General features: G+C 70.7%; 26 protein-coding genes and 1 pseudogene. 14 read left to right on the forward strand and 13 right to left on the reverse strand.

Annotated features, from left to right (window positions below):
* Positions 1–91: 91 nt before the first annotated feature.
* A complete protein-coding gene (locus EV190_RS16540) occupies positions 92–283 on the reverse strand; it encodes a hypothetical protein (RefSeq protein WP_133742482.1) in 192 nt (63 codons plus the stop codon).
* A gap of 769 nt (positions 284–1,052) precedes the next feature.
* Here EV190_RS16540 and EV190_RS16545 point away from each other — a divergent pair.
* From EV190_RS16545 to EV190_RS16585, 9 genes are all read left to right on the forward strand, one after another.
* Positions 1,053–2,465 (forward strand): sensor histidine kinase, encoded by a 1,413-nt coding sequence (locus EV190_RS16545; RefSeq protein ID WP_133742483.1) that lies wholly within the window; start codon positions 1,053–1,055, stop codon positions 2,463–2,465.
* Positions 2,466–2,513: 48 nt separating this feature from the next.
* Positions 2,514–2,939, forward strand: a complete 426-nt coding sequence (locus EV190_RS16550; RefSeq protein WP_133742484.1) for a roadblock/LC7 domain-containing protein — start codon at positions 2,514–2,516, stop codon at positions 2,937–2,939.
* A 54-nt stretch (positions 2,940–2,993) separates the two neighbouring features.
* The gene (locus EV190_RS16555; protein ID WP_133742485.1) at positions 2,994–3,356 is read left to right on the forward strand and encodes a DUF742 domain-containing protein; all 363 of its coding nucleotides are present in this window, start codon (positions 2,994–2,996) and stop codon (positions 3,354–3,356) included.
* A 13-nt stretch (positions 3,357–3,369) separates the two neighbouring features.
* A complete protein-coding gene (locus EV190_RS16560) occupies positions 3,370–3,927 on the forward strand; it encodes a GTP-binding protein (protein ID WP_133742486.1) in 558 nt (185 codons plus the stop codon).
* Positions 3,928–4,073: 146 nt separating this feature from the next.
* A complete protein-coding gene (locus tag EV190_RS16565; RefSeq protein WP_133742487.1) occupies positions 4,074–4,802 on the forward strand; it encodes a thioesterase II family protein in 729 nt (242 codons plus the stop codon).
* 123 nt (positions 4,803–4,925) lie between these two features.
* On the forward strand, positions 4,926–5,990 hold the full coding sequence (locus EV190_RS16570; RefSeq protein WP_133742488.1) for a lactonase family protein: 1,065 nt from the start codon (positions 4,926–4,928) through the stop codon (positions 5,988–5,990).
* A gap of 193 nt (positions 5,991–6,183) precedes the next feature.
* On the forward strand, positions 6,184–6,774 hold the full coding sequence (locus EV190_RS16575; RefSeq protein ID WP_133742489.1) for a biotin transporter BioY: 591 nt from the start codon (positions 6,184–6,186) through the stop codon (positions 6,772–6,774).
* A 16-nt stretch (positions 6,775–6,790) separates the two neighbouring features.
* Complete coding sequence (locus tag EV190_RS16580) at positions 6,791–7,474, forward strand: energy-coupling factor ABC transporter ATP-binding protein (protein WP_133742490.1); 684 nt, start codon at positions 6,791–6,793, stop codon at positions 7,472–7,474.
* Positions 7,471–8,067: an energy-coupling factor transporter transmembrane component T family protein gene (locus EV190_RS16585; RefSeq protein WP_133742491.1), complete on the forward strand. Its 597-nt coding sequence runs from the start codon at positions 7,471–7,473 to the stop codon at positions 8,065–8,067. The genes EV190_RS16580 and EV190_RS16585 overlap by 4 nt, the downstream gene beginning before the upstream one ends.
* 482 nt (positions 8,068–8,549) lie before the next feature.
* On the opposite strand, the pseudogene EV190_RS24575 reads toward EV190_RS16585, so the two are convergent.
* Positions 8,550–8,747 (reverse strand): annotated as a pseudogene (locus EV190_RS24575) (transposase); the annotation flags it as partial.
* Positions 8,748–9,152: 405 nt separating this feature from the next.
* Here EV190_RS24575 and EV190_RS16590 point away from each other — a divergent pair.
* Positions 9,153–10,130 carry a serine hydrolase gene (locus EV190_RS16590; protein ID WP_243742615.1) on the forward strand — a complete coding sequence of 326 codons (978 nt, stop codon included), beginning with the start codon at positions 9,153–9,155 and terminating at the stop codon, positions 10,128–10,130.
* A gap of 21 nt (positions 10,131–10,151) precedes the next feature.
* On the opposite strand, the gene EV190_RS16595 is transcribed toward EV190_RS16590, so the two are convergent.
* Genes EV190_RS16595 through fabG form a run of 3 tightly spaced genes read right to left on the reverse strand, consistent with a single transcriptional unit; the run spans position 10,152 to position 13,278 of the window.
* The gene (locus EV190_RS16595) at positions 10,152–11,279 is read right to left on the reverse strand and encodes an acyl-CoA dehydrogenase family protein (RefSeq protein ID WP_133742493.1); all 1,128 of its coding nucleotides are present in this window, start codon (positions 11,277–11,279) and stop codon (positions 10,152–10,154) included.
* Entirely contained in the window at positions 11,276–12,478 is a 1,203-nt protein-coding gene (locus tag EV190_RS16600; RefSeq protein ID WP_133742494.1) for an acyl-CoA dehydrogenase family protein, read from the reverse strand. The genes EV190_RS16595 and EV190_RS16600 overlap by 4 nt, the downstream gene beginning before the upstream one ends.
* A gap of 41 nt (positions 12,479–12,519) precedes the next feature.
* Positions 12,520–13,278, reverse strand: coding sequence for a 3-oxoacyl-ACP reductase FabG (fabG, locus tag EV190_RS16605; protein ID WP_133742495.1), 759 nt, complete (start codon positions 13,276–13,278; stop codon positions 12,520–12,522).
* 529 nt (positions 13,279–13,807) lie between these two features.
* Here fabG and EV190_RS16610 point away from each other — a divergent pair.
* The 3 genes from EV190_RS16610 to EV190_RS16620 all read left to right on the forward strand — a co-directional run bounded on the left by EV190_RS16610 (position 13,808) and on the right by EV190_RS16620 (position 16,425).
* On the forward strand, positions 13,808–14,569 hold the full coding sequence (locus tag EV190_RS16610) for a glycerophosphodiester phosphodiesterase (protein ID WP_133742496.1): 762 nt from the start codon (positions 13,808–13,810) through the stop codon (positions 14,567–14,569).
* A gap of 189 nt (positions 14,570–14,758) precedes the next feature.
* On the forward strand, positions 14,759–15,340 hold the full coding sequence (locus EV190_RS16615; RefSeq protein WP_243742616.1) for an ATP-binding protein: 582 nt from the start codon (positions 14,759–14,761) through the stop codon (positions 15,338–15,340).
* Positions 15,341–15,549: 209 nt separating this feature from the next.
* Complete coding sequence (locus EV190_RS16620; RefSeq protein ID WP_133742497.1) at positions 15,550–16,425, forward strand: helix-turn-helix domain-containing protein; 876 nt, start codon at positions 15,550–15,552, stop codon at positions 16,423–16,425.
* A 76-nt stretch (positions 16,426–16,501) separates the two neighbouring features.
* Here the strand turns inward: EV190_RS16620 and EV190_RS16625 are convergent, their stop codons facing one another.
* The 6 genes from EV190_RS16625 to EV190_RS16650 form a co-directional block, all read right to left on the reverse strand.
* Entirely contained in the window at positions 16,502–16,735 is a 234-nt protein-coding gene (locus EV190_RS16625) for a DUF397 domain-containing protein (RefSeq protein WP_133742498.1), read from the reverse strand.
* 495 nt (positions 16,736–17,230) lie between these two features.
* Complete coding sequence (locus tag EV190_RS16630; RefSeq protein WP_133742499.1) at positions 17,231–18,133, reverse strand: metal ABC transporter substrate-binding protein; 903 nt, start codon at positions 18,131–18,133, stop codon at positions 17,231–17,233.
* A gap of 87 nt (positions 18,134–18,220) precedes the next feature.
* Entirely contained in the window at positions 18,221–18,889 is a 669-nt protein-coding gene (locus tag EV190_RS16635) for a potassium channel family protein (protein WP_133742500.1), read from the reverse strand.
* Between the two features lie 135 nt (positions 18,890–19,024).
* Positions 19,025–20,440, reverse strand: coding sequence for a TrkH family potassium uptake protein (locus EV190_RS16640; RefSeq protein WP_133742501.1), 1,416 nt, complete (start codon positions 20,438–20,440; stop codon positions 19,025–19,027).
* Between the two features lie 134 nt (positions 20,441–20,574).
* Positions 20,575–21,816: a Na+/H+ antiporter NhaA gene (nhaA, locus tag EV190_RS16645; protein ID WP_243742629.1), complete on the reverse strand. Its 1,242-nt coding sequence runs from the start codon at positions 21,814–21,816 to the stop codon at positions 20,575–20,577.
* A gap of 329 nt (positions 21,817–22,145) precedes the next feature.
* Positions 22,146–23,063: a cation diffusion facilitator family transporter gene (locus tag EV190_RS16650; RefSeq protein ID WP_133742503.1), complete on the reverse strand. Its 918-nt coding sequence runs from the start codon at positions 23,061–23,063 to the stop codon at positions 22,146–22,148.
* Between the two features lie 108 nt (positions 23,064–23,171).
* Here EV190_RS16650 and cmtR point away from each other — a divergent pair, with 108 nt between their 5' ends.
* Complete coding sequence (gene cmtR / locus EV190_RS16655; RefSeq protein WP_208113213.1) at positions 23,172–23,510, forward strand: Cd(II)/Pb(II)-sensing metalloregulatory transcriptional regulator CmtR; 339 nt, start codon at positions 23,172–23,174, stop codon at positions 23,508–23,510.
* 38 nt (positions 23,511–23,548) lie between these two features.
* Here the strand turns inward: cmtR and EV190_RS16660 are convergent, their stop codons facing one another.
* Both EV190_RS16660 and EV190_RS24345 read right to left on the reverse strand, forming a co-directional pair.
* Entirely contained in the window at positions 23,549–24,355 is an 807-nt protein-coding gene (locus EV190_RS16660; protein ID WP_243742617.1) for a (2Fe-2S)-binding protein, read from the reverse strand.
* Positions 24,352–24,855 (reverse strand): MarR family winged helix-turn-helix transcriptional regulator, encoded by a 504-nt coding sequence (locus tag EV190_RS24345; protein ID WP_279536624.1) that lies wholly within the window; start codon positions 24,853–24,855, stop codon positions 24,352–24,354. Before EV190_RS24345 ends, EV190_RS16660 begins: the two co-directional genes overlap by 4 nt.
* Positions 24,856–24,907 lie beyond the last annotated feature (52 nt).

Genomic DNA, 24,907 nt, shown 5'->3' on the forward strand with positions numbered 1-24,907 from the left:
GTCAGAAGGGCGTCAAGGTCAGTTTTCACACACCGATCCTCGACGCCCTTCGCCATGGGCGCAGGCGTTTCAGGGATTTCCCATCAACGATCTAGCGGCGCGAGACCGGGGGGTTGCCGACCCCGGACACGTCGGGCGGGGAGGGCTGGCCGCCGGGGGCGCCGATCGAGGCCAGGCAGCCGACGGCCAGGAGCAGGATGGCGAGCAGGGAGACGCCCAGCCAGAGGGAACCCCACAGGACGGGGTCGCGCCATCCGGGACGGCGTAGGGGAGAGCGGTTCATCGAGGAGGGGCTCCGGGGCGGAAGGGGCGGTGGAGGGGGACCTTGCAGACAGGCTAGGGAGCCGGAAACGCTTCCGACACCCGGCAGCCGAAGAATTGGCCAAAAGCAGGAAGTAGCTTTCCCGGGAAATGGACGAACGACCGGTGTCCGTATCCGCGGCGGGGCGGGACGCCGGCCCCGCGGGGGCCGGGGAGCCCTCGCGGGACGGCGGGGGACACCCGGCCCGCGGACGGGGCCGGGGAGGGCGCGGGAACGGGTCGACCCGGCTCGGTCCCCGATTCGATAAGGGGCGGTGAACTGGGAATTCATCCGGATTCGGGAGTGTGCGAGACGGCTGGGCGGACAGGGCGGAATGGTCGTCGGAGGGGTAATCCTCCGCTGCTCCGGCACTGGTCCGGAAACAGATGCTTTGCCAGCCCGGTAAGGGTTTCTGTGCTAGTGTGGCCGCCGATTCGTTTATATATCGGCGGTTTGAGTCAGCGTTTCGCCAGGGAAAACGGCCCGTGTCCCGTGTGATCGAGGCCACCATATTCCCGTTCAGTGTTCCTTCCTCGCAGTCGGTCGGTAGCATCACGGTTCGCGAGGTGTGCGGTCGCTCGCATCGACACTGCGCCGCTGATCCGCCGTCGTTGACAAGCCCCCCGCAACAACGAGGAGATGTGCCGTGGCACAGGTGCCATCACCAGGTCAGCGCACGGGGCACCCCCTGTCGCACATGATGCAGGCGGAGGCGGACTCCTCCCGCGGCGTAAGAGCCGGAACCCGACGGATGTTCGCCCGGATCCGGGCCCGGTTCGGCAGAGGCCCCAAGGAGACCCCGCCCGCAGTGGTCGCCCCCTACGGTTACGCCCCGGCGCCTCCGCAGGGATTCGCACCCGACGGGATGCCCCCGTACGGCTACCCTCCGGTCCCGCCCCATGGCGTGGTCCCGGAGGGCGCGGCCCAGTACGGCTACCCGCAGGCCCCGCCGCAGGGCCCGCCCCCTGGTTACGGAGCGCCGTACCCTCCGGTCCAGGTGCCCCACCAGATGCCCGTCCCCGGGGAGCACCACGCCCCCGACCAGACGGCGCTCCCCCCCGGTACCGTGGCCCCGCTCGCCCCGACCCCGTTCGAGCAGGCCCCTCCCGTTCCGGACCCGGTCGTCCCCGCTCCGATCGAGCAGGCCGTGCCCGAGGCCCCGGAACCCGAACCGGTCGTTCCCCCCTCCGCCCCCGAGGTCCGGGAGGAGCCGATCACCGAGGCTCTGGCCAGCCTGGCGATGCGCGACCTCACCCTGGTCGAGTCGCTGCTGGACATCGTCGAGGACCTCGAAGACACCACGGAGGACCCCGACCTCCTCGACAAGCTGTTCAAGATCGACAACCTCGCCACCCGGATGCGCCGCAACGGTGAGAACCTGCTGGTCCTGGCCGGACAGGACACCGGTGACCAGCATCTGGAGGCGATCTCGCTGTTGGACGTCTCCCGTGCGGCGATCTCCGAGATCGGCGACTACGAGCGCGTCCGGCTGGGCAGGCTGCCCGAGCTGTTCGTCGCGGGCCGCGTGTCCGACGACGTCAGCCACCTGCTGGCCGAACTGCTCGACAACGCGACCGCCAAGTCCCCCGACCACGCCCAGGTGGTCATCAGCGCGCAGCCCATGACCGGGGACCGCCTGCTGCTGACCGTCGAGGACGAGGGGATCGGCATCCCCGAAGCCCAGCTCGACACGATCAACAAGCGCCTCGAGGGCCCGCCGGTCCTGGAAGAGGGCGCCATCCGGCACATGGGTCTCTATGTGGTCAGCCGGATCGCGCACCGACACGGACTCCAGGTGCAGCTGCAGGCGCGGGCGTTCCGCGGGATCAGCGCACACGTCGTCGTGCCCTCCGACCTGATCAGCACCACCGGACCTAAGCCTGTGACCGAACCAGTGAAGCCCGCCCCCACGCCGGTGAGCGCACGGCCCCTGACCCCTCCGACCCCGCGCGTGTCCAGCGGGGACGGGAGCGGCCCCGCCCTCACCTCCGCGGGTCTGCCTCGACGCGGCGCCAACCGCTCGACCGACCCGATGCCCGTCCTGCCGACCGCCGAACCCGAGGAACCCGCACAGTCGGAGGACCCGGAGAGCAGGGCCGAGCGCATCCGCGCCGACCTCGAGGGATTCCTCGAGGGCGAACGTGCCGCCACCCAGGACGAGTAGCGGATCCGCAGCATTCCCCCCACAAGCCACGACAGAAGCAGGACGGATATGGACAACCGCTTGAGTGAGAGCGCTGAGAATTTCGCCTGGCTCATCTCCAACTTCGTCACCGAGGTGCCAGGTGTCGAGCACGCAGTCGTCGTCTCCTCCGATGGTCTGCTGCTCACCTCGTCCCAGGACTTCCCCGACGAGCACGCCGAGCAGCTCGCGGCCATCGCCAGCGGCCTGCAGAGCCTGGCGGACGGTACCGCCCGGATGTTCGCCAAGGGCGACTCCGAGCAGTTGATCCTGCGCATGAGGCGCGGTTACCTGTTCGTCATGTCCATCAGCGACGGGTCCTCCCTGGCGGTCCTGGCCTCCAAGGACGCCGACATGAAGATCGTGGCCTACCAGATGACCCTGCTCGTGGAGAACGCCGGCCACGTGCTCACCCCGCAACTGCGTTCCCAGTTGCGCGAGGTCGTCGTCCGCTGATCCGCCACACCGGCGCAGGACCCTGGAGCGAATCTTGAAGAGGATGTCATCCCTATGAGGAGCCATCGCAGAAGGCGGGGAGCACGGATCCGCCCGTACACCTTCACGGGCGGCCGAACCCGGTCGCGCCATCCGCTGATGGTGCAGACGCTGGTCTCGATCGCGGACCCGCGAGCTGAACTCCCGCGCAACCTGATGCCGGAGTCGCAGCAGATCTACGAGCTGTGCGCCCAGGTGCGCTCGGTCGCGGAGATCTCGGCCGAACTGAAGATCCCGCTGGGCGTGACCCAGGTGCTCCTCAGTGACCTGGCCGATCAGGGCCTCGTCTACATCCACCCCACCATCACCGGGCACAGCCCATCCGAGAACCAAGTGCTGGAAAGGGCGCTCCGTGGCCTCGAACGTCTCTTCCAATAGCCGTCCGTCCGTGATGTCGACGAAGATCGTCATCGCGGGAGGCTTCGGCGCGGGCAAGACCACCCTGGTCGGCTCGGTCTCCGAGATCCCACCGGTCACCACCGAGGCGGTGATGACGGAGGCGAGCATCGCGCACGATGACGTGTCCTCCACGCCGGACAAGGTGACCACCACCGTGGCGATGGACTTCGGCCGCCTCACCCTGGACGAAGAGCTGATCATGTACATGTTCGGCACTCCGGGGCAGGCGCGGTTCTGGTTCATGTGGGACGACCTGGTGCGCGGCGCGGTCGGCGCCGTCGTGGTCGTGGACGCCCGTCGACTGGCCGATTGCTTCGACGCGATCGACTATTTCGAGAAGAACCAGAACATCCCGTACATCATCGCTCTGAACCGGTTCGACGGGGAGCGGGAGTACACGGTCGAGCAGATCCGCGAGGCCGTCGAAGTCGGCCCCGACGTGCCGATCATCGAGTTCGACGCGCGCGACCGGCTCTCCAGCGGCAGTGTGCTCAAGCAGCTCCTGAAGTACACGCTGTCGCGTCCGGAGCAGCCCGAACTCGTCGGCTGAGAACGGGCCGAGAACGGGGCTCCCCCGACAAACGAATAGGCGGACGGACATCGAGACGGGTTCACGGACCCGTCTCGGTGTCCGTTAAGGGCTGTCTGGGTATGGTTCGGGCGTTACGTTCCCCCGGCCGGAAGTGAGACCGACCCATGAGCCAGGCACGGACCACCACAACGACGCGACCCGGCGCGCACCGCTTCCCCGGCCCCGAAACCGGGGCGAACCTCGTCTGCTTCGTGCACGCCGGAGCCCTGCCCACCGTGTACCAGCCCTGGTCGGCCGAGTTGGCGGGGCGGTTCGGGGTGTGGGTCGGCACGGTCCGGCACCACGACGCCGCCGGAGGAGCCGGACCCATGTGGAAGGGCTACGCCGAACGGCAGGCCGACGCGTTGGAGGCGGTCACCGGGCCGCTCACGCTCTACGGGCACAGTATGGGCGCGGTCTCGGCCTACGAGACCGCGCGTGAGCTGCGTCGGAGGGGGCGCGACCTGGTACGCCTGGTCGTCAGCGGCTGCGATGCCCCGCACCTGCGGGTGAACGCGGACCTGCCCCGGGACCCGGTCGAACTCGTCCGTACCGTGGCCGGCCTCTACGGCGGGATCCCCGAGATGATCCTGGCGGAACCGGAACTGGCGCAGGTGTTCGGCGAGGAGCTGCGCGCGGACTTCGACGCGCTCGCCGCGTACACCTGGACCCCGGGAGCCCCCTTGGACATCCCGCTCACCGTGGCGGGCGGGACCACCGACCCGGTCGTGTCCGAGGCGGGGTTGCGCGCCTGGGCGGAGCACACGACGGGCGCCTTCCGGCTCGAACGCCTTCCCGGCAGCCACTTCTTCACCGACGACGAACGCCCCGCCCTGCTGGCGCTCATGGGCTGAGCCGGGCATCCGGGACGGCGGCCCGTCGACGGGTACGGGTATCCCGGAAAAGGGACGGCCGGGCATAAGGTGTCCTCTGGCCTCCCGGGTGTTCCGGGCGGGCCCGCAACCGGAAGGGCAGTGATGACGCGGCGTCGGATTCTGTGGATCGGCTCCTACACGTTCGGCTCCGGTCCCGGGGAGAGCGCCGCGGGGGTGCAACGGGTCCGGCTGGACACGGGGAGCGGCGCCCTGGAGGACGCGGGGGTGGCCGCCGAGAGCGGCAACCCCTCCTTCGTGGCCCTGTCCGCGGACGGGGGCGCGGTCTACGCCGTCAACGAACTCGAGGCGGGGCGGGTCAGCGGTTTCGCGGTGATCGGCGGGCAGGGCCTGAAGGAGCAGGGGTCCGTCCCGACGGGCGGCTCCTCCCCCTGCCACCTCCTGGTCCACCCGGGCGGGCGGCACCTGGTCACCGCCAACTACGGCGACGGCAGCGTCAGCGTGCACGCCCTCGCGGCGGACGGCGCCCCGGGAGAACCGGTCCAGCGGTTCACGCACACCGGCTCGGGGCCCGACACCGAGCGCCAGGAGGGGCCGCACGCGCACAGCGTGTACCTCGCGCCGGGCGGCGGGCACCTCCTGGTCGTGGACCTGGGCACCGACGAGCTGCGCTGCCACCCCTTCGACCCGGCCTCCCCCGAACCCGTCGGGCCGGGGCACATCGCGGCCCGGTTCGATCCGGGAACGGGCCCCCGGCACCTGGCCGCGCACTCCTCGGGCCACCTCTACGTGGCGGGCGAGCTGGACTCCCGGGTGCACATCCTGCGCTGGGACGCCGACACCGCCCGGGCCGAGACCGTCGGATCGCTTCCGGCGACCCTCTCGGGGAACGAGGGCAACTACCCCGCGGAGATCGCGTTGTCGCCCGACGGGAGCCGTCTGTACGTCGCTAACCGGGGCGCCGACACGATCGCCACCTTCGAGGTCTCGGCCGACGGCGCGCGGCTGCGGCACCTGGCGGACACACCGACCGGCGGCGCCTGGCCCCGGCACTTCGCCCAGGTCAGCGGGTACATTGTGGTGGCCAACCAGAACTCCTCGACGCTGACCTCGCTCCCGGTGGATCCCGTTGACGGGATCCCGGGGGAGGCGCGGCACAGCCTGGACGTGCCCGACCCGGTGTGCGTCCGGCCCGCGTTCGCCGGGTAGGCTGTCGCGGGCCTGGCCGTGTCATGGCGTTCACCACAGGCCGGGAGCGGTTTCAGAGGGGATTTGGCCGGTTCCCACAAGGTCCCGCGGAGGAAAGCTGTGCCTCCCCGCACCCCTGCCGTCCGCTGCGCGTCGACCACAATTGACGCGGACACCCCATTCGGCAGCGGACGCACACGCAAGGACTGGACTCATGAGCGCTTCCGGCACGACCACGCCCCGGTACCGGGGGCTGAACACGCGCGACCTCGCGCTCATCGCCCTGTTCGCCGCGCTTCTCGCGGCGTTGAGCATCGTTCCGGGGATCCCCGTGGGGCCCGTGCCGATCACTCTGCAGACACTCGGCGTCGTCCTGGCGCCCGCCGTCCTCGGCTGGAAGCGGGGGGTCCTGGCGATCCTGGCCTTCCTGGCCCTGGCCGCGGCGGGCCTGCCGATCCTGTCGGGCGGCAACGGGGGTCTGGCCGCCTTCGCCGGCGCCACCGGCGGCTTCCTGGTCAGCTGGGTTCCCGTCGCGCTGCTCATCGGGCTGCTCACCGAGCGCATGCTGCCCGGGTACCGCTTCTGGCCGGGACTGGCGATCAACATCACCGGCGCGCTGGTGCTGTGCTACCTGGTCGGTGTGCCCTGGATGGGGGTGGTCGCCGGGACGGGGACGCTCGGGGCCCTCAAGATCATGCTCGTCTTCGTCCCCGGGGACCTCGTCAAGGTGGTCCTGGCCACCCTGATCGCCGCCGCCGTGCACCGCGCCCACCCCGTCCCGCCCGCGGGCGACCGGGTCGACTGATCGGGGCCACTACCGAATGATTCAGCTGGAGCACGTGACGCACGCCTACAACGGACGTGTGGTCCTGGACGGGATCTCCCTGGAACTGGGCGAGCACAGGATCGGGCTGATCGGCGCCAACGGCTCGGGCAAGTCCACGCTGGCCCGGACGCTGAACGGGCTGGTCGTCCCCGACTCGGGCCGGGTGCTCGTGGACGGCCTGGACACCCGCAAGCACGGCAGGGAGGTCCGCCGCCGGGTCGGGTTCGTGTTCTCCGACGCCGACACCCAGATCATCATGCCCACGGTCGCCGAGGACGTGCAGATCGGGCTGCGCGGCAGCGGGATCGGCCGGGCGGAGATCGCCGGGCGCGTGGACGAGGTCCTGGCCCGGCACGGCCTGGCCGGGCACCGCGACCACCCCGCCCACCTGCTGTCGGGCGGGCAGAAGCAGATGCTGGCGCTGGCCTCGGTCATGGTCACCGAGCCGCGGGTGCTGGTCTGTGACGAGCCCACCACCCTGCTGGACCTGCGCAACGTGCGGGTCGTCACCGAGGCCCTGCGCGGTCTGGAGCAGCAGGTCATCCTGCTCACCCACCACCTGGACACGCTCGCGGGGTTCGACCGGGTCCTCGTCATGGACGAGGGCGCCGTCGTCTTCGACGGGGAGCCCGGGGCCGCGGTCGAGCACTACACCGCTCTGATGGAGCGGCGCCCGTGAGCATGGTGGGGCTGTACGTCCCGGGCACGTCCGCGCTGTACCGGATGACGGCGGGGACGAAGCTGCTCGTCCTGCTGGTCGTGGTCACCGTGCTGCTGGTCCTGCGGGATCCGTGGGTGTCGCTGTCCGCCGCCGTCGCCGCTCCGTCTCTGTACGCGGTCTTCGGACTGGGGGGCCACCTGTGGCGCGCGTTCCGCCCGGTGCTGCTCTTCCTGGTGCTGATCGCGGCCTTCCACTGCCTCTTCACCGGCTGGGAGACGGCGGTCCGGGTGTGCTCCCAGCTCGCCGCCGCCGTGCTGCTGGCGGGGCTGGTGACCCGGACGACCCCGGTCACCGAGATGCTGGACCTGTTCGAGCGGCTGGCCCGCCCGTTGCGGTTCGCGGGGGTGCGCCCCGACCGGGTGGCGCTGGTACTGGCGCTGACCATCCGCTGCGTCCCGATGGTCGCGGGGGCCTGGACGGCGTCGCGCGAGGCCTACCTGGCCCGGGGGCTGAGCGGGGGCGCGCACCGGATGGTCGTGCCCGTCATCGTGAACCTGCTCCGCTCCGCGGAGGCCCTCGGCGAGGCGATGAGCGCCCGCGGCATGGACTAGGGAAGCTCCGGCGCGGGGATGAATTCGGGCACCGGTGCTTCGGGTGGGTCTTTCGGCCTCCTGTCACGCGGAGCACGGGGTTACAGCAGGCAGCGACGGCGGGTGAGGGCCGGGGCCGCGCCCACGATGTCCGTTGCGTGAGGGTTCCGTTGACGGTCTTGGGCTTTCTGCCCGCTTCGGGGCCGGGAAGGGCAGAAAGCCCAAGACCATTCCGGGTGGGGGCGGAACCGGCCCTCGAATGTCCGGTGATCTTGCTGTTTCCCCCCGAGATCAAGGTTCGCGGGGGGAAACAGCAAGATCACCAACGGAAACCACGCGAAACGGACGTCGTGGGCGCGGCCCCGGCCCCGGCCCTCACCCGCCGTCGCTGCCTGCTGTAACCCCGTGCTCCGCGTGACAGGAGGCCGAAAGACCCCCCGAAGCACCGGCACGCCGAAACACCCCCACCCCGGAAACTCTCTAGAGAGTTTCCGGGGTGGGGGTTATAGGGGTGGTGTGGGGTTGAGGGGGGTTTTGGCGAGGAATCCGGTGATGAGGTCGGGGTGGCGTTGGATGTGGGCGAGTCGGGTTCTCGTCAGGTCGGCGAGTTGGTCGATGGTGCGTTTGGTGAAGTTGGCCAGGGACCGTTTCAGGTGGGCCCACACCGCCTCGACCGGGTTCAGTTCGGGCGCGTAGGGGGGATAGGGAGCCTCCGGCGCGGGGTGGTTCGGCGTCGGGAGTCCGCCGGCCGGCTCGTCGAGGTGTTCTCGTGTGCGGCGCGCTGGCGCTCGGCCCTTCGGGGGCCCGGAGGCGGCGGGCCCCGGAAAGGCCGCGATCGGAGCAGAGGTCCGAGCGCCGGGGTTTCGGGGGCAATTGACCGAGAAACAGGGGTAGACGGAGGCGGCCGCGGGAACAGGACGGAGGCGAGGGCGCGGACTCGGCGGGGCCGCGGGCGCCCGACCGCGTCGACTCCAACCGACGGAACCGGGGCGTCGCTCCGGGTCACCTGCCAGCCTCCGGACCCCCGGCGGTTCGGATCTTCTCCGGACGGCCGGAGATCCCCCAGGCCCCTGCCCGCGAAGGCCACTGGTATGCGACAGCGTTCGGTGAGATCCGGCAGACCGTTCCCGCCCTCGTCCCTGCGCGGGGCGCTCGTACTCGCGCTGCTCTTCCTGCTCCCGGCGGTACCGGCGGTGGCCCTGCCCCCCGACCCGCCCGGCGCCCGGGCGCGCGCCGCGCCCGAGTGGGCCGGGCCTCCCCAGCCGTCGGCCCCCGGCCTCCCCGACGCCTCACGCCCCCCGCCCCTGACGCCCGCCGAGTCCGAGCGCCTCACCGGCGCGCTGGGCGACTACCTGGACGGCAGGGGCGGCCGCCTGTCGATCTCGCTGCACGACCTGGCGACCGGGGCCGACTACTCCTACGGACCCGAGGAGACCTACGTCACCGCGAGCCTGGCCAAACTCGACATCCTCGTGCTCCTGCTGCTCCGAGCCGACGACGAGGGACGCGAGCTGTCGGAGTCGGAGCGCGAACTGGCCTCCCGGATGATCCGGTACAGCGACAACGACGCCGCCGACGTGCTGTACTCGCGGATCGGCTTCGACGCGGGCTTCGCCGAGGGCAACGAGCGGCTCGGCCTGCGCGCCACGGAGCCCGCCAGCGGGGTGTGGGGCGCCACCAGGACCACCACGGCCGACCAGATCCGGCTGCTGCGGGCGGTCTTCACCGACGAGGGGCCGCTGTCCGAACGGAGCCGCCGGTACGCGCGCGGCCTGCTGGGGTCGGTCGCACCCGAGCAGGCGTGGGGGGTGTCGGCCGCGGCGGAGGAGGGGGACACGGTGGAGCTGAAGAACGGCTGGGTGCCCCGGGAGAGCGACGGGAACCGGTGGGTGATCACCAGCGCCGGGCACGTCACCGGAGCGGGCCACGAGTACCTGATCGCGGTGCTGTCCGACCAGCACCGCGACTACCAGGCGGGGATCGAGTGCGTCGAGCACGTCGTCACGGAGGTGGCCGCCGCGCTGGGCGGCGACCACTCCGAGGACGTGCCGCCCCGTTCGGGGGCGGTGGACGGCAGGCCCTGACCGCCGCCTGCCCCGCGTCCGTCAGGAGGCCGGCGGCAGGTCCGCCAGCGCGGCGATCCTGGCGCGGTGGCGATCCGCGGTGCCCAGGGCGATGGAGGCGCTCTTGGCCCGCTTCAGGTACAGGTGGGCGGGGTGCTCCCAGGTGAAGCCGATGCCGCCGTGCAACTGGACGGCCTCCTCGGCCGCCCTGACCGCCACCCCCGACACGAACGCCTGGGCCAGGGCCGCGGACAGCGGGGCGTCCGGGCTGCCGGCCGCCACCGCGCTCACCGCGCTGCGCACCACGGCCCGGGCCTGGGAGACCGACACCCACAGGTCGGCGAGCCGGTGCTTGAGCGCCTGGAAGGAACCCAGCGGACGGCCGAACTGGGTGCGTTCCTTGAGGTAGGCGACCGTGGTGTCCAGCGCCCACTCGGCCAGCCCGAGCTGTTCGGCGGACAGCAGCGCGGCCCCCGCGACCAGCGCGGACTCGAACGCCTCCGCCGCCCGCCCGCCCGAGGCCAGCAGGGTCGCCGGGGCGCCCGCCAACTCCACCACGGCCAGTGGTCGGGTCAGGTCCAGGCTCACCACGGGGGTGCGCGCGGCCTCGGCCGCGGGCACCAGGTGCAGGCCGGGGCCGTCCGGTCCGCGGGCCGGGACCACCAGCACGTCGGCGTTGAGCGCGTCGACGACACCGGGCACGGTCCCGGTCAGCCCCCCGCCCTCGGCGCGCACCAGGTCGGGGAAGGCCGAACCCGGGCAGGAGGTCAGCGGCGCCACGAGCGCGGCGGTGCTCTCGCCCGCGGCCAGCGCCGCGAGGGCCGGGCCCGCCGGGCCGTCCCCGTCCACCGCGAGCAGGGCGGCGGTGGCCAGTACGGCGCTTCCCAGGAACGGCACCGGGGCCACGGCGCGCCCCAGCTCCTCGGCGACCACGGCGCTCTCGCGCAGCGTCGCGCCCGCTCCGCCCCTGCTCTCGGCGATGGGGAGCCCGGTAACGCCCAGCGACGCGAGGCCGCGCCACAACGCCGGATCGGCGACCTCGGCCGCGTCGTTCTCCACCCGGCCCAGCACCGCGCTCCACGGGCACCTGTCGGTGAGCAGCGCCCGCACGCTGGCGCGCAGCTCCTGCTCGATCTCGCTGTACAGCAGGTCCGGCTCGTGTCCGCTCATTTGGGCAGGTCCTTCCACGCGACGTCCTTGTCGACCCGGGGTTCGCCCGGAAGGCCCAGGACACGTTCGGCGATGATGTTGCGCAGGATCTCCGAGGTACCGCCCTCGATCGAGTTCCCCTTGGTGCGCAGGTAGTGGAAGCCCGGCGCCCGCTCCGTGAAGTCCAGGCCCTCGGGGCGGCGGAACGTCCAGTCGTCGTAGCCGAGCCCCTCGACGCCCAGGAGCTCCAGTTCCAGCCCGGAGATGCGCTGGTTCAGGTCGGCGAAGGAGAGCTTGGCCGCCGATCCCTCGGGGCCGGGTTGGCCTGCCGCCATCTGCTGGCGCAGCCGCTCCTTGGTCAACCGGGCGGCCTCGGCCTCCACCCACAGCTTCAGCAGGTCCTCGTGCAGACCCGGTGTGCGCAGCTCGGGCCTGGTGCGCCAGATCCGGGTGAGGAGTCCGATCAGGCCGCCCTCACGGGGTTCGGCCCGGCCGCCGATGGAGACCCGCTCGTTCATCAGGGTGGTCCGCGCGACCTTCCAGCCCTCGCCGACCCCGCCCAGCCGCAGCGCGTCGGGCAGGCGCACGCCGTCCAGGTAGACCTCGTTGAACTCGGCCTCCCCGGTGAGCTGGCGCAGCGGCCGCACGTCCACGCCCGGATCGGTCATGTCGCAGATGAAGTAGGTCATACCGCGGTGCTTGGGCGCGTTCGGGTCGGTCCGGGCGACCAGCATGGCCCAGCGCGCCTGATGCGCGATCGACGTCCACACCTTCTGCCCGTCGACCACCCACGTGTCGCCGTCGGGGACCGCCCTGGTCCCCAGGGCGGCCAGGTCCGAGCCCGCGCCGGGCTCGCTGAACAGCTGGCACCAGACCTCCTCGCCGGTGTAGAGCGGTTTGAGGAAGCGGGACCGCTGCTCGTCGGTGCCGAAGGCCAGGATGGTGGGCGCGGCCATGCCCAGGCCGATGACCAGGTGCTCGCGGCCGGTCGGAACGGAGCCGAACCGCTCGAACTCCTCGTCGACGACGGACTGCAGGGCACGCGGCGCGCCCAGGCCGCCCGCCCCCTCGGGAAAGTGCACCCAGGCCAGCCCGGCGTCGAAGCGGGCGGTCAGGAACTCGGTCTGCTCGGTGGTGGCGGGGTCGTGTGCCGCGACGAAGTCGGCGACCCGGCGCCGCATGGCGGCGGCGTCCAGGGCCCCGTCGGTAACCGTTGTCAAGACGAACCTCCGTGAAGGGAACGGGCGGACCGGGTGGAGCGTCAGTCGAGCGGACCACCGGCGACGTAGATGACCTGGCCGGACACGAAGCCGGCCTCTTCGCTGGTGAGGAAGGCGATGGTGGCGGCGATGTCAGCGGGGGCGCCCACCCGGCGCACCGGAATGTTGGCCGCCGCGGCGGCCTTGAAGTCCTCGAATCCCATACCGACGCGCTCGGCGGTCGCCCTGGTCATGTCGGTGGCGATGAAGCCGGGGGCGACGGCGTTGGCGGTGACCCCGAACTTGCCCAGTTCGATCGCCAGGGTCTTGGTGAAGCCCTGAAGGCCGGCCTTCGCGGCGGAGTAGTTGGCCTGGCCGCGGTTGCCCTGCGCGGAGCTGCTGGAGAGGTTGACCACCCGGCCCCAGCCCTGCTCGGTCATGTGCGCCTGGACCGACCGGGTCATCAGGAACGCGCCGCGAAGGTGCACGTCCATCACCAGGTCCCAGTCCTGGTCGGTCATCTTGAACAGCAGGTTGTCCCGGATCACCCCGGCGTTGTTGACCAGGATGGTCGGCGGGCCCAGCCGTTCGGCGGTCGCCGCGACCGCGGCCTCCACCTGCCCGGTGTCGCTCACGTCGGCGCCCACCGGGATCGCCCGGCCGCCGGCCTCGGTGATCGCGTCCGCCGTGGCCCGGGCGTCGGCCTCGTTCAGGTCGAGCACCGCGACGGCGTGGCCCTCGGCGGCGAGCCGTTGCGCGGTGGCCGCGCCGATTCCACGGGCCGCGCCCGTGACGATCGCGACGCGGGGGGTCTGGGACATGGGTTCCTCCAGAAGGGAAAGATGCCGTCGGGGCGGACCGTGTGGTCCACCGCACAGGTGGAGCGATCCTACCTGCTTCGTACCGACCGGGTGGTATGTGGGGGTGGAGTGGGGCGTGTCCTGGTGCGCGGCCCTGCGGAGGGCCGGGCCGCTTCCCGGAGCGAGTCGTACCCCCACCACGCAGGGGGTGGGGGCAACCGGTCAATACGGAGAAGAGTGGATCTTTCGTCGCCGGTCGGGGGTAGGGTGACGCCACGTGATCGGTCGCGCGGGCGCGCGAGTTCCCGGTCCCCGCGGCGCGTTGTGTCCTCTCTTACTGCACCGGCCGCTCGCCCCGACGTCACCGGACGTTGTCCAGGAACGCTGACAGTGGAGGAAAAGTGAAGGCAAGAGGTCGTTTCCCCCGACCCGCCGCAGCAGGAGGCCGGGACGGGGCGCGACTGCGGGAGGGCGGGGCGATGGAACGGCGGGACGGGATCGCGTGGATCGGGGGTCCGGGGGGCCGGGCCGGGGTGGAGGACCGGCTTCGATGATCATCGTCGCGCATCGGGGTGCTTCCGCCTACGCGCCGGAGAACACCCTTGCCGCGCTGCGCGAGGCGTCCCGGAGGGGCGCCCACATGGCGGAACTGGACGTGCGCCGGACCGCCGACGGAGAGTTCGTCGTCATGCACGACCCGAGCCTGCGCCGCACCACCGACGCGGCCGTGGTCTACCCGCACCGCCGCCCCTGGCGGGTCGAGGACTTCACGCTGGATGAGATCCGCCGACTGGACGCCGGGTCGTGGTTCGGCCCCGCGTTCGCGGAGGAGCGGGTGCCGACCCTCCAGGAGGCACTGGCGGTCCTGCGCCAGGACGGCCTGGGCGCCCTGGTCGAGTTGAAGGTGCGCCGCCGCGACCCCGGAACGGCACGCCGGCTCGCCGAGCGGATCGCCGCGGACCCGTACTGGCGCGGTACCGGCGAGATGGGCCGGCTCGTCGTGCAGAGCTTCGACTGGATGACGCTGCGGCTGCTCGGCGAGCACCTGCCGGGCCTGCGCACCGCGGTGCTGGGCAAGACCTACGGCAGGGTGGGGCTTCGCAAGGTCGCCCGCTACGCCAGCCAGGTCAACCCGCATCACCGCAGAGTGAGCGCGCCCTACGTGCGCCACGTCCACGAGCACGGGCTGACGATGTTCAGCTGGACCGTCAACACCGACTCCGCGATCCGCCGCGCGATCCGAGACGGCGTGGACGGAATCATCTCCGACTATCCCGATCGCGTGCAGAGCCATCTGACCATGGCCGCGTAGCCTTCGAAGCGGAAAAGTTCACCACCTTTACAGGACAGACGCAGAATCGGCGTCTTTTTTGTCCCTACTTCAACTGATGGAAGGGTCCAGATGTTCTAGGATTGCGTTCATGGGGCGCGTGCACGTGCATTCGGGCCTTGCATTTGCATAGTCCTCGAAGATTGGCCCGGCGTTCGCGTCGGCAGACCTGTGAGCGATCGAGACGACTGCAAGGGGATCGCGGTGACCGGACATTCTGCCCAGGAGTCTGTTAGGGGGACGCCGGGACGTGAGACGGCGTCGCCGATTCTCGAAGCGGTGCCGCGCGCCTGGTGGCTTCCTGCTCTGGAGCGCGGCGTCCCGCGCTGGGACGTCTGCCCGGGGGCGGTGAGCCACGAGAGCGCCCTGTGGAGCCTGGATCCCGACTACGGCGCGGTCAAGATCGCGCGCGACCTCACCATGGCGACCCTGCGCGAATGGGGAATGGTCCGAATGGCGGGGGACGTGGAGCTCGTGGTCTCCGAACTCGTCACCAACGCCCTGCGACACGCTGGCGCCCGCGCGAACGGCATGGCTGGATGCGAAAATGTTATCCAGCTCAGTGCGATGCGCCGTGGTGCGGAGTTGATCTGCGCGGTACGTGACGGTAATGACAGTCTTCCGGCTCGACGCGATCCGGATTTCATGGCTGAAACCGGGCGTGGCCTGCATCTTGTCTCCTGCTTCAGTCGCAGTTGGGGAGCGGTGCCGACAATCGCCGGGGGGAAATTCGTCTGGGCTCTTTTCACCTGACCACCGACCAGCCTCCGCCGCCTTCTCGGGACGGCTCGGCGGCCTGGTCCGGACCGGCCCGCCGGCAGGGTGCCCCCGAGGACGAGGTATGGCCGGACGTTGCTCCCCTTCGGCGATATCGTGTAGGTGTCGTAGACGACGCGATACGGACGGAACCCGGGGAGGGGGACCGGCGCCGGCGCGGTACACAGGGGTGGGAGGAAACAGCGGTGAGCGTGGCTCAGCCGGAGCCGGGCAGCGGCCCGACCGTCCGTCGCATCCTGCTCGGGTACCAGCTTCGTCAACTCCGCGAGTCCAAGAACATCTCCAGAGCGGACGCCGCCTACAAGATCCGCGGATCCGAGTCCAAGATCAGCCGGGTGGAACTCGGCCGGGTCGGCTTCAAGATCCGCGACGTCGAGGATCTGCTTACCTTCTACGGAGTGGACGACCCCGCCGTCCGGTCCTCGTTCCTCACCCTGGCGAGAGAGGCCAACGAGCCCGGCTGGTGGCACAAGTACGGCGAGTCCCTGCCCATCTGGTTCCAGTCCTATGTGGGGATGGAGGAGGCGGCCACCCAGCTGCGCGTCTACGAGACCCAGTTCGTTCCCGGGCTGCTGCAGACGGAGGACTACGCCCGCGAGGTCATCACCCGGGGCGGCAAGAACCGGCTGGACGTCCTCGCCAAGGACCGGATCGCCACCCGGATGCGCCGTCAGCACCGCATTCGGGAGAACCCGGGCGTGAAGCTCTGGGTGATCATCGATGAGCCTGCTGTGCGTCGTCCGGTGGGCAACGCTGCAATCATGCGCGCGCAATTGCAGCATCTCAAAAAGCTCAGCGAGGAATCCAACATCACGCTCCAGATCGTCCCGTTCTCCCAAGGCGTGTACGCGGCGGAGACGGGATCGTTCACGATCCTGCGCTACCCCGAGTACGACCTGCCCGACGTCGTCTACGTCGAGCAGCTCACCGGCGGCATGATCCAGGAGAAGCGCGCCGAGGTCGAGCAGTACACGATGGCGCTGGAGTGGCTGGCGGTCGTCGCCGAGCGCCCGGAGCAGACCCGGAAGCTGCTGGACGAGATCATCGACGACCAGGAGTAGCCGGCCGGGAAAGCAGTGAGGGCCCTGGCCGCGGTGCGACCCAGGGCCCCGATGGCATCGGTGCTCGTCGGTTCGATCAGCCCAGCAGGTTGTCGAAGTCGCCGTCCTTGGCGCCGAGGATGAGGGCGTCGATCTCGCCCTGGGTGTAGATCAGCGCCGGGCCTTCGGGGAAGCGCGAGTTGCGCATCGCGATCGAGCCGTCCGAGAGCTTGGCCATTTCGACGCAGTTGCCGATCGAGTTGCTGCGGCGGCTCTTCTGCCAGGCGATGTCCCCAAGCTCAGCAGCGGAAATACCGTTGTACGTGCCCATGTACACGCTCCCTTGTCAGCCCTGTGCGGATCAGTGCTGCACGCACGCCGTTGCACTATCAAATGCACGTGCATTCGCACTGTATTTCGCTCAGGATAGCGCATGTGCATGTGAAATCACCGTGAATCATTCGCGCGTAGGCGCTATGTAGGCGGGTTGAGGGGAGGCCGGATCCGATATGCGCGAAAAGAGCCCTGTCGGGCATGGATCCGGCTGAATTCTCCTGCTGTGCGGGCGATCAGGGCTTCTGGGCAGGGTGTCGGCCGCCGTGGGGGAGCCCCTGGTGACCGGCTCGCAGGCTGCCGGAAGGGCGCCCCCTGTCGCCGCAGTTCTCGGGCGGTCCGATGGCGCCCGTCCGGATCATCGGGAACCGGAGCGGACCTCGGAAGGCCGCGTGACGTTCGCGAAGCGACGGCGGCGCGAACGCGCGGGCCGGAGTCGGGAGCACCGCCGGCCCGGTCTTCCCCCGCGGGGCCACCCCGCGACGGAGACTCCCTAGGAGCAGTCCAGCGCGGTGGTGAGGGCGTCCAGGTTGGCGCGCATGACGGACGGGTAGTCGGTGCCCGGCGAGGCGTCGGTGATGCCCTCCAGCGGGTCGAGCACCGCGGTCTCGACACCGGCCTCGCTCGCGATGGTCTCGGCGATGGCCGGGTCCACCAGCGTCGCGGTGAAGATCGTCTCGACCCCGCGCTCCTCGACGAGCCGCGCCACCTCGGCCAGCCGGGCGGGGGAGGGCTCGCTGTTGGACTCGATGCCGGTGACGCCGATCTGCTCCAGGTCGTAGTTGTCGGCCAGATAGCCGAAGGCGGCGTGGCTGACCACGAGGTCGCGCTGCCCGCACTCGGCCAGACCGGTGGCGTAGGCGTCGTCGATCCCGGTCAGTTCGGCCACGACCGCTTCGGTGTTCGCCTGGTAGGCCGCGGCGTTGCCCGGGTCCGCCTCGGCCAGCCGGTCGGCCAGGCCCTGTGCGGCGGTGGCCATGCGCTCGGGGTCCAGCCACATGTGCGGATCGGTCCCGCCTCCGGCGTCGTCGGGCACCTGGCGCAGTTCGACGAGTCCGGCCACGTCGAGCGCGCTGCCGGCGGCCTGCTGGCCGACCGCGTCGTCCACGGCGGGCTGCATCCCCCCGATGTAGAAGACCACGTCCGCGTCGCTGACCGAGCCGACCTGGCGCGGGCTCAGCTCCAGGTCGTGCGGGTCGACGCCCGGCTCGGTGAGGTTGGTGACCAGGACGTCCTCGCCGCCGATCTGGGTGGCGAGCCATTCCAGCGGGTAGACGCTGGTGACCAGCCGGACGCCGTCCCCGGTGCCGGCACCGCCCGAGCACGCGGTCGCGGCGGCGAGTACCGCCCCTACCGCGCCGACCACGGCCGCCTTCGTTGAGATCCCGGATCGCATGGGATCTATCATCCGAAGAGTGAAAACCATTGTCAATCTGGACGGAACGGGTCCCCTCCGGACCGGTCCCGCGCGACGGGGCCGGCGTCAGCTGAGTTCGGCGAATTTCTCCACGTCGTTGGTCTTGCCCGCGACGATGATGATGTCGCCCCGCTGGGGAACGGTGTCCGCTGTGGCGTAGGTGAACGACTCCCCGTGCCGCTTGATGGACACCACGGTGATGCCGTGACTGCTGCGCACACCGGTCTCACCGAGCTTGCGGCCGAGGATCTCCTTGGGAGCGCGGGTCTTGCCGAGGGCGAAGTTCTCCTCGATCTCGACGTAGTCGAGCATCCGGCCGGAGAGCAGGTGCGCCACGCGCTCGCCCATGTCGTGCTCGGGAAGGACCACGTGGTGCGCGCCGATCTGCTGGAGTATGCGGCCGTGGCGGCGGCTGATCGCCTTGGCCCAGATGTACGGAACCCCCATGTCCACCAGCAGGGACGTGGTGAGGATGCTCTCCTCCAGGTGGGTGCCGATGGCCACGACCGCGCGGGTGAACTCGTGCGCGCCGATCTGGCGCAGCGTCTCGTCGTCGGTGGTGTCCGCGACCATGGTGTGGGTGAGGGAGTCGGCGTAGGACTGGACCCGGCGCGGATTGCTGTCCACCCCCAGGACCTCCCAGCCGTGGGCGACGAGCTCCTCCGCGAGTGAGCCGCCGAACCGGCCGAGTCCGATGACGAGTACCCGTTTGTCGTTCGTCTTGCTGCGGGGCACTGCACTCTCCTAGGTCGTGTCTCTCGAACAGCCCCGGGGCCGAGCCCTCGGGGACGGGGTCCGCAGGACGATTCACAGGGGTCGTTCCGCTCGGATGCGGGTCCGAGGCGATCCGGAGAGCACGCCCCGGCGGTGTCAGCCGATGATGGGCCGGCCCTCGGGCAGATCGTAGCGCCGGGTGCGTTCGCGCAGGGCCAGCGCCGACGCGAAGGTGATCGGCCCGATCCGTCCGGCGAACATCAGCACGGCCAGCAGGACCTGGCAGTGAGCGGGCAGGCTGGGGGTGATGCCGGTGGACAGCCCCACCACGCCCGAGGCCGACGTCACCTCGAACAGCACCTCCTGCAGAGAGTAGGGGGTTGCGATGAGCAGGTAGATGGTCCCGAAGACGACCACCGTCATCGACAGGAAGGTCAGGCTGAGCGCCTGGCGGATCGCGCCGGAGGAAAGCCTGCGGCCGAAGGCGTGCACGTGCGGGTGCCCCCGGACCTCGGCCCACACGACCAGGCAGATGACCGCGAACGTGGCGGTCTTGATGCCTCCGGCGGTTCCCGCGCTGCCGCCTCCGACGAACATCAGCATGATGGTGACGAACAGGGTGTGCGACTCCATCGCGCCCACGTCCACCACGTTGAACCCGCCGCTGCGCGGCATGATCCCGTGGAAGACGCCGTCGAGCAGCCGCTGCGGCCAGGGCAGCAGTCCCAGGGTCTCGGGGTTGGACCACTCCATGGCGGTCACCGCGATGGCGCCGCCCAGGAACAGCAGCAGCGAGGTCAGGACGGTTATCTTGGTGTGCAGCGCCCAGCGCCGGGGGGTCCTCAGGTGTCGGCGCAGCTCCAGCAGGACGGGGAACCCGAAACCGCCGAGAATGGTGGCGAGCGCGATCGGGAGCAGGATCAGCGGGTCGCCGGAGAAGCGGGTGAGGCTGTCGCCGTAGAGGGAGAGCCCGGCGTTGTTGAAGGCGGAGACCGCGTGGAAGACGCCGCTGTAGAGGGCCTCGCCGATCCCCATACCGTGCCCCAGCCACATCCGGGGCACGAGGAGCGCGGTCAGCACCGCCTCGCAGATGAGGCTCGCCGCGAGGATGCGCAGCACGATCCCGCGGGCGTCACCGATGTTGAGGGTGCGCTGCTCGCTCTGCACGGTCAGCTGCATCCGCAGGCCGAAGCGGCGGATGACCACGATGCCCAGCACCGAGGCCAGCGTCATGATCCCGATGCCGCCGACCTGGATCAGGGCCAGTACGACGACCTCTCCGAACACCGACCAGTGGGCGCCCAGGTCGACCACGCTCAGTCCCGCCACGCACAGTGCGGTCGTCGCGGTGAACAGCGCCTCGACGAGGGTGACGTCCGGAGCCTGGTGCGCGACGGGGAGCATCAGGAGCCCGGTGCCGATGGTCACCGAGGCGGCGAACAGCAGTACGAGCAGCCGGGCGGGCTTGTTCCAGAGCATCTTGGACGTCCTGAGAGCCTCCCCCGCGGTGCCGGGTGCCCGGCGGGACAGGCGCGCGATCCAGCTGCGCACGCCCAGGAGTCTTTCCCACATGGTCGATTCGCCATTCCTCGCCGGCGGCCGCCGATCGCGGTCCGCGCATAGAGACCGAAGTTAGCGTTTGCGCGCCTCGGTGGTCGAGTCGACCGGCGGCCACCGCGCCGAGCCCCGGGCGGGAACGGCCCCGGTCAGTCCGCGGTGTCGGCGGCGGAGGCACCCGCCCTGCGGTATCGGGCGCTGCGCACCGAGAGCACGGCGGAGGCCAGGAGGGTGGCCGTGAGGGAGGCGACCAGCACACCGGCCTTGGCGTGCGCCAGGACGTCCGGATCGGAGAAGGACAGCTCGGTGATCAGGAGCGAGACGGTGAACCCGACCCCGGCCAGCATGGACATCCCGGTGATGTCGATCCAGCGCAGGGTGGGGCTGAGTTCGGCGGTGGTGATCCTGGTGGTGAGCCAGGACCCGCCGGTGATGCCGACCACCTTGCCGACGACGAGCCCGGCGATGATGCCGAGCGCGGCGGTGTCGGAGAACACGGCCGCCAGGCCGTCCTCGAAGACCACTCCCGCGGCCAGCAGCGCGAACACCGGCAGTACGAGGCCGGACGACCACGGGCTGAGCAGGTGCTCGACCCGGTGGCTGGGCGACGCGCTCTCGCCCGCCACCGGCACGGTGCGCATGAGCAGGCCCATGGCGACCCCGGCGATGGTGGCGTGCACTCCGCTGGCGTGCACGAGCGCCCAGATGGCGAAGGCCAGCGGGAGGTAGACCGACCAGTTGGGCACCGGGGAGGCGTTCAGCCTGGCGGCCAGGCCCCTGCCGCGCTGGAGGTAGCCGAACACCGCGAGCAGCGCGGCCGCGCCGAGCAGCGCGGGGAAGGAGAGGCCGGAGGTGTAGAAGACCGCGATGACCACGATCGCGCCGAGGTCGTCGACGATCGCCAGGGTCAGCAGGAAGGTGCGCAGGGCCGGAGGCAGGTGGCGTCCGACGACGGCCAGGATCGCCACGGCGAAGGCGATGTCGGTGGCCATGGGGATGCCCCAGCCGTGCAGCGTCTCGGGGCGGGAGAGGTTGACGGCCGCGTAGATCAGCGCGGGAACGGCCATGCCGCAGATCGCGGCGACGATGGGCAGCATCGCCCGCCGCGGGTTGCGCAGTTCGCCGTGCACGAACTCCTGCTTGAGCTCGTTGCCGACGACGAAGAAGAAGACCGCGAGCAGGCCGTCGGCGACCCACGCCTCGACGGAGAGGTTCAGGTGCAGGGACCCGGGGCCGAAGGAGAAGGCGCGCAGGGCCTCGTAGGAGTGGCCGACAGGAGAGTTCGCCCAGACCAGCGCCGCGATCGCGCCCGTGATCAGGAGGAGGCCGCCGACGGCGTCGGATCGGAGCAGATCGGGGATTCCCGCGAGTCCGCCGCGTGTCTTCTGCATGGTCATGGAGCCCCCGGAAATTCAGTCGCCGAATACGCCGCCGACCAGACTTCCCGGCACACCTCGGCACGGACTCGTGTTCGGTCACGTGCGCGAAGGCCCTGTCGGGCCCCCGGTGACTATGCCAGAACTCCGAACCCGCTGTCCAGGAGCACGATCGACCGGCGAACGGTCCGAGGAGGTATTCCCTCGTGGCGGATCGATGAACCGAGCGCCGGGACGCGGCCTCACAGGGTTCGTTGGTGATCGTGACGTTGGCGTTCCACTTTGTCCGTTTCGTAGAACGCCAACGTCACGATCACCAACGAAACCCCCGCGCCGGAGCTTCCCTAGTCGTGGCAGGCGCCCTCGTGGTCGACGTGGCCGGCGGGCTCCAGTTGCAGGGTGGAGTGCTCGACGTCGAAGTGCCCCGCCAGGCAGTCGTGCAACCGGTCCAGGATGCGGCCGCTCTCGGCCAGGAGGGCGTCCTCGACCACCACGTGCGCGGACAGCACGGGCATGCCCGAGGTGATCGTCCAGGCGTGCAGGTCGTGCACCTCGATCACGCCGGGCTGCGCGCGCAGGTGGCGGCGGACCTCCTCGAGGTCCATGCCGCGCGGGGTGGCCTCCAGCAGGATGTGCAGCGCCTCGTCGAGCAGTTTCCAGGCGCGCGGGACGATGAACACGGCGATGGCCAGCGAGACGATGGAGTCGGCGCGCTCCCATCCGGTGGTCCAGACGACCAGGCCGGCCGCGATGACGCCCACGGAGGACACCGTGTCGCTGAGGACCTCCAGGTAGGCGCCGCGCAGGTTGAGGCTCTCGCTCTGTCCGCGGTGCAGTGCCACGAGGCCGACCGTGTTCACTGCGAGGCCGGCCGCGGCGACGACCAGCATGGTGGGTCCGGCGACGGGTTCGGGCGCGAGGAACCGCTGCACCGCCTCGTACGTGATGTAGCCGCAGAGGACGAAGAGCAGCAGGGCGTTGGCCGCGGCGGCCAGGATCTCGGCCCGCTGGAAGCCGAAGGTCCGCTTGGAGTTGGAGGGGCGGCCCGCGATCCAGACCGCGAACAGGGCCAGGACGATGCCGAAGGAGTCGGCGGCCATGTGCCCGGCGTCGGCCAGCAGCGCGAGGCTGCCGGCCAGCCTGCTTCCGACGATCTGCACGACCATGACGAGGAGCGTCAGGCACAGGACGAGGACGAGGCGTCCACGGTGCGTCGCCGCGGCGGTCTGGTGGCCGTGGCCGTGGCCGTGTCCGGTGCCCATGAATCCTCCTGATCGCGGCCGGAGCCGTCCCGGTTCCATCGACTATTCAGTCGTCACTGTTTATACAGTCAAGACTGTTTATAAAGCAAAGTATGTACAATGATTTTCATGTTGACCTCCGAGCAGCGTCTCTCCGCGATCCAACGCCTCGGCAGGGCCCTCGCGGACCCCACTCGCTGCCGTCTGCTCCTGGCTCTACTGGATGGTCCGGCCTACCCCGCGCAACTGGCCGAGCAGCTGGGACTTACCCGCCAGAACGTCTCCAACCACCTCTCCTGCCTGCGCGAGTGCGGTCTGGTGCACGCTGTCGCGCAGGGCCGGCAGGCCCACTACTCCCTTGTGGACGACTCCCTGCGGCACGCCCTGGACGACCTGCTCCGGGTGGTCTGGGGCGTGGCCGCCGAGCACGTGCCGCCGGGGGAGACGGTCCCGGTGGCCGCGGGCTGACCCGGGCGGACCGCGCGGAGACCGCGGTACGCGGCCGGTCAGAGGGGGCGTTCGGCCATGGCCGCGCGCCACTGGCCGAGCCGGGTCGCGGGGTCCAGCAGGGCGCAGTCCCCGCACAGGCCGCCGCCGGGCAGCCGGTAGTAGAGGCAGCAGGACCGGCGGACGAAGAACCGGTGCGGCCCGGCGGTGTCGGGGCGCACCACGGAACCGAGCGAGGCCGTCGGCCCCCGGCCGATGAGCGCGGTGCCGATCGCGTCGGCGCGGTCGGCCCACTCGGGGCGCAGGCGGGAGAGCATCTGCACCGCGCCTCCGACCGCCGAGGCGGCGTTCCCCCACAGCAGCCGCTCGGAGACCTTGACCCCCGAGCGCACCGCCGCGCCGAGCGGACGCAGGTGGTGTTCCACCAGTGGTCCGCGCAGCAGGTCGGCGACGCCGGCCGCGTCGGCCGGGTCCACCTCGACGCCGCGCGGGGCCGCGATGCGGGAGGAGACCGACGCGTCCGGCGCGTCCTGCCAGAACAGCGAGGCCGGAGGCAGCTCCAGCACGACCCCGGCGCAGGCCGCCGCGAGCGAGGGCGAGACGAGCCGGGCCGCGAACCCCAGGTGCACGACGGAGGCGCACACCCGCGGTTCGACGGCTCCGTACCGTTGGCGCGCCGACTCGATCCGGGCGCCCAACAGGCCGGGCCGTTCGTACAGCTCGGCGAAGGAGCGCAGACCGGGGGGCGGGTTCCCGGGGCCGACGGGGACGAGCGCGAAGAAGCCGCCCAACCGGGTGAGCTCCTCGATCGCCCGTGTCACGACGGTCGCGCCGCCGTCCGCGCCGGGCCCCCGGACCCCGGTCACGGCTCCTCCGGGGACTCCGAGGTGTCCGCGGTCTTCTCCAGCGCGTCGCACAGGGCCTCCAGCCCCTTGGCGAGGGCGCGCAGGGTGTCGATGTCCAGGGTGCTCAGCGCGGCCCGGTTGCGCTGTTGGCCCACGCCCCACAGGTCGCCGATGAGCGCGTAGCCCTCGTCGGTCAGGTCGACGCGGCGCACCCGCCGGTCGGAGGGGTCCTCGCGCCGGTACACCAGGGTGCGTGCGGCCAGCCGGTCCACGATGCCGGTGAGAGTGGCCACACCGGTCCCGACCCGCTCGGCGAGTTCGTGGGTCGGCATGTCCCCGTCGATGGACAGCACGACCAGGACCTTGAGCTGCTGGATCGTCAGGGTGGTGCTCAACAGGGGCAGAGACCGGCTCCGCGCGAACATCCTGACCTGGCGCAACTCCAGTTCCTGGAGTCGCTCGACCAGTTCGCGTTTGCCCTCGGAGGCGCCGTCGCCCATGTGGTGATCCCTGCTTCTCATCCCTGACATGTCACGGACTGTTCCCTGACATAACCCTGATTTGTATCATCTC

The organism is Actinorugispora endophytica, from assembly GCF_004363075.1.
Lineage (GTDB): Bacteria > Actinomycetota > Actinomycetes > Streptosporangiales > Streptosporangiaceae > Actinorugispora > Actinorugispora endophytica.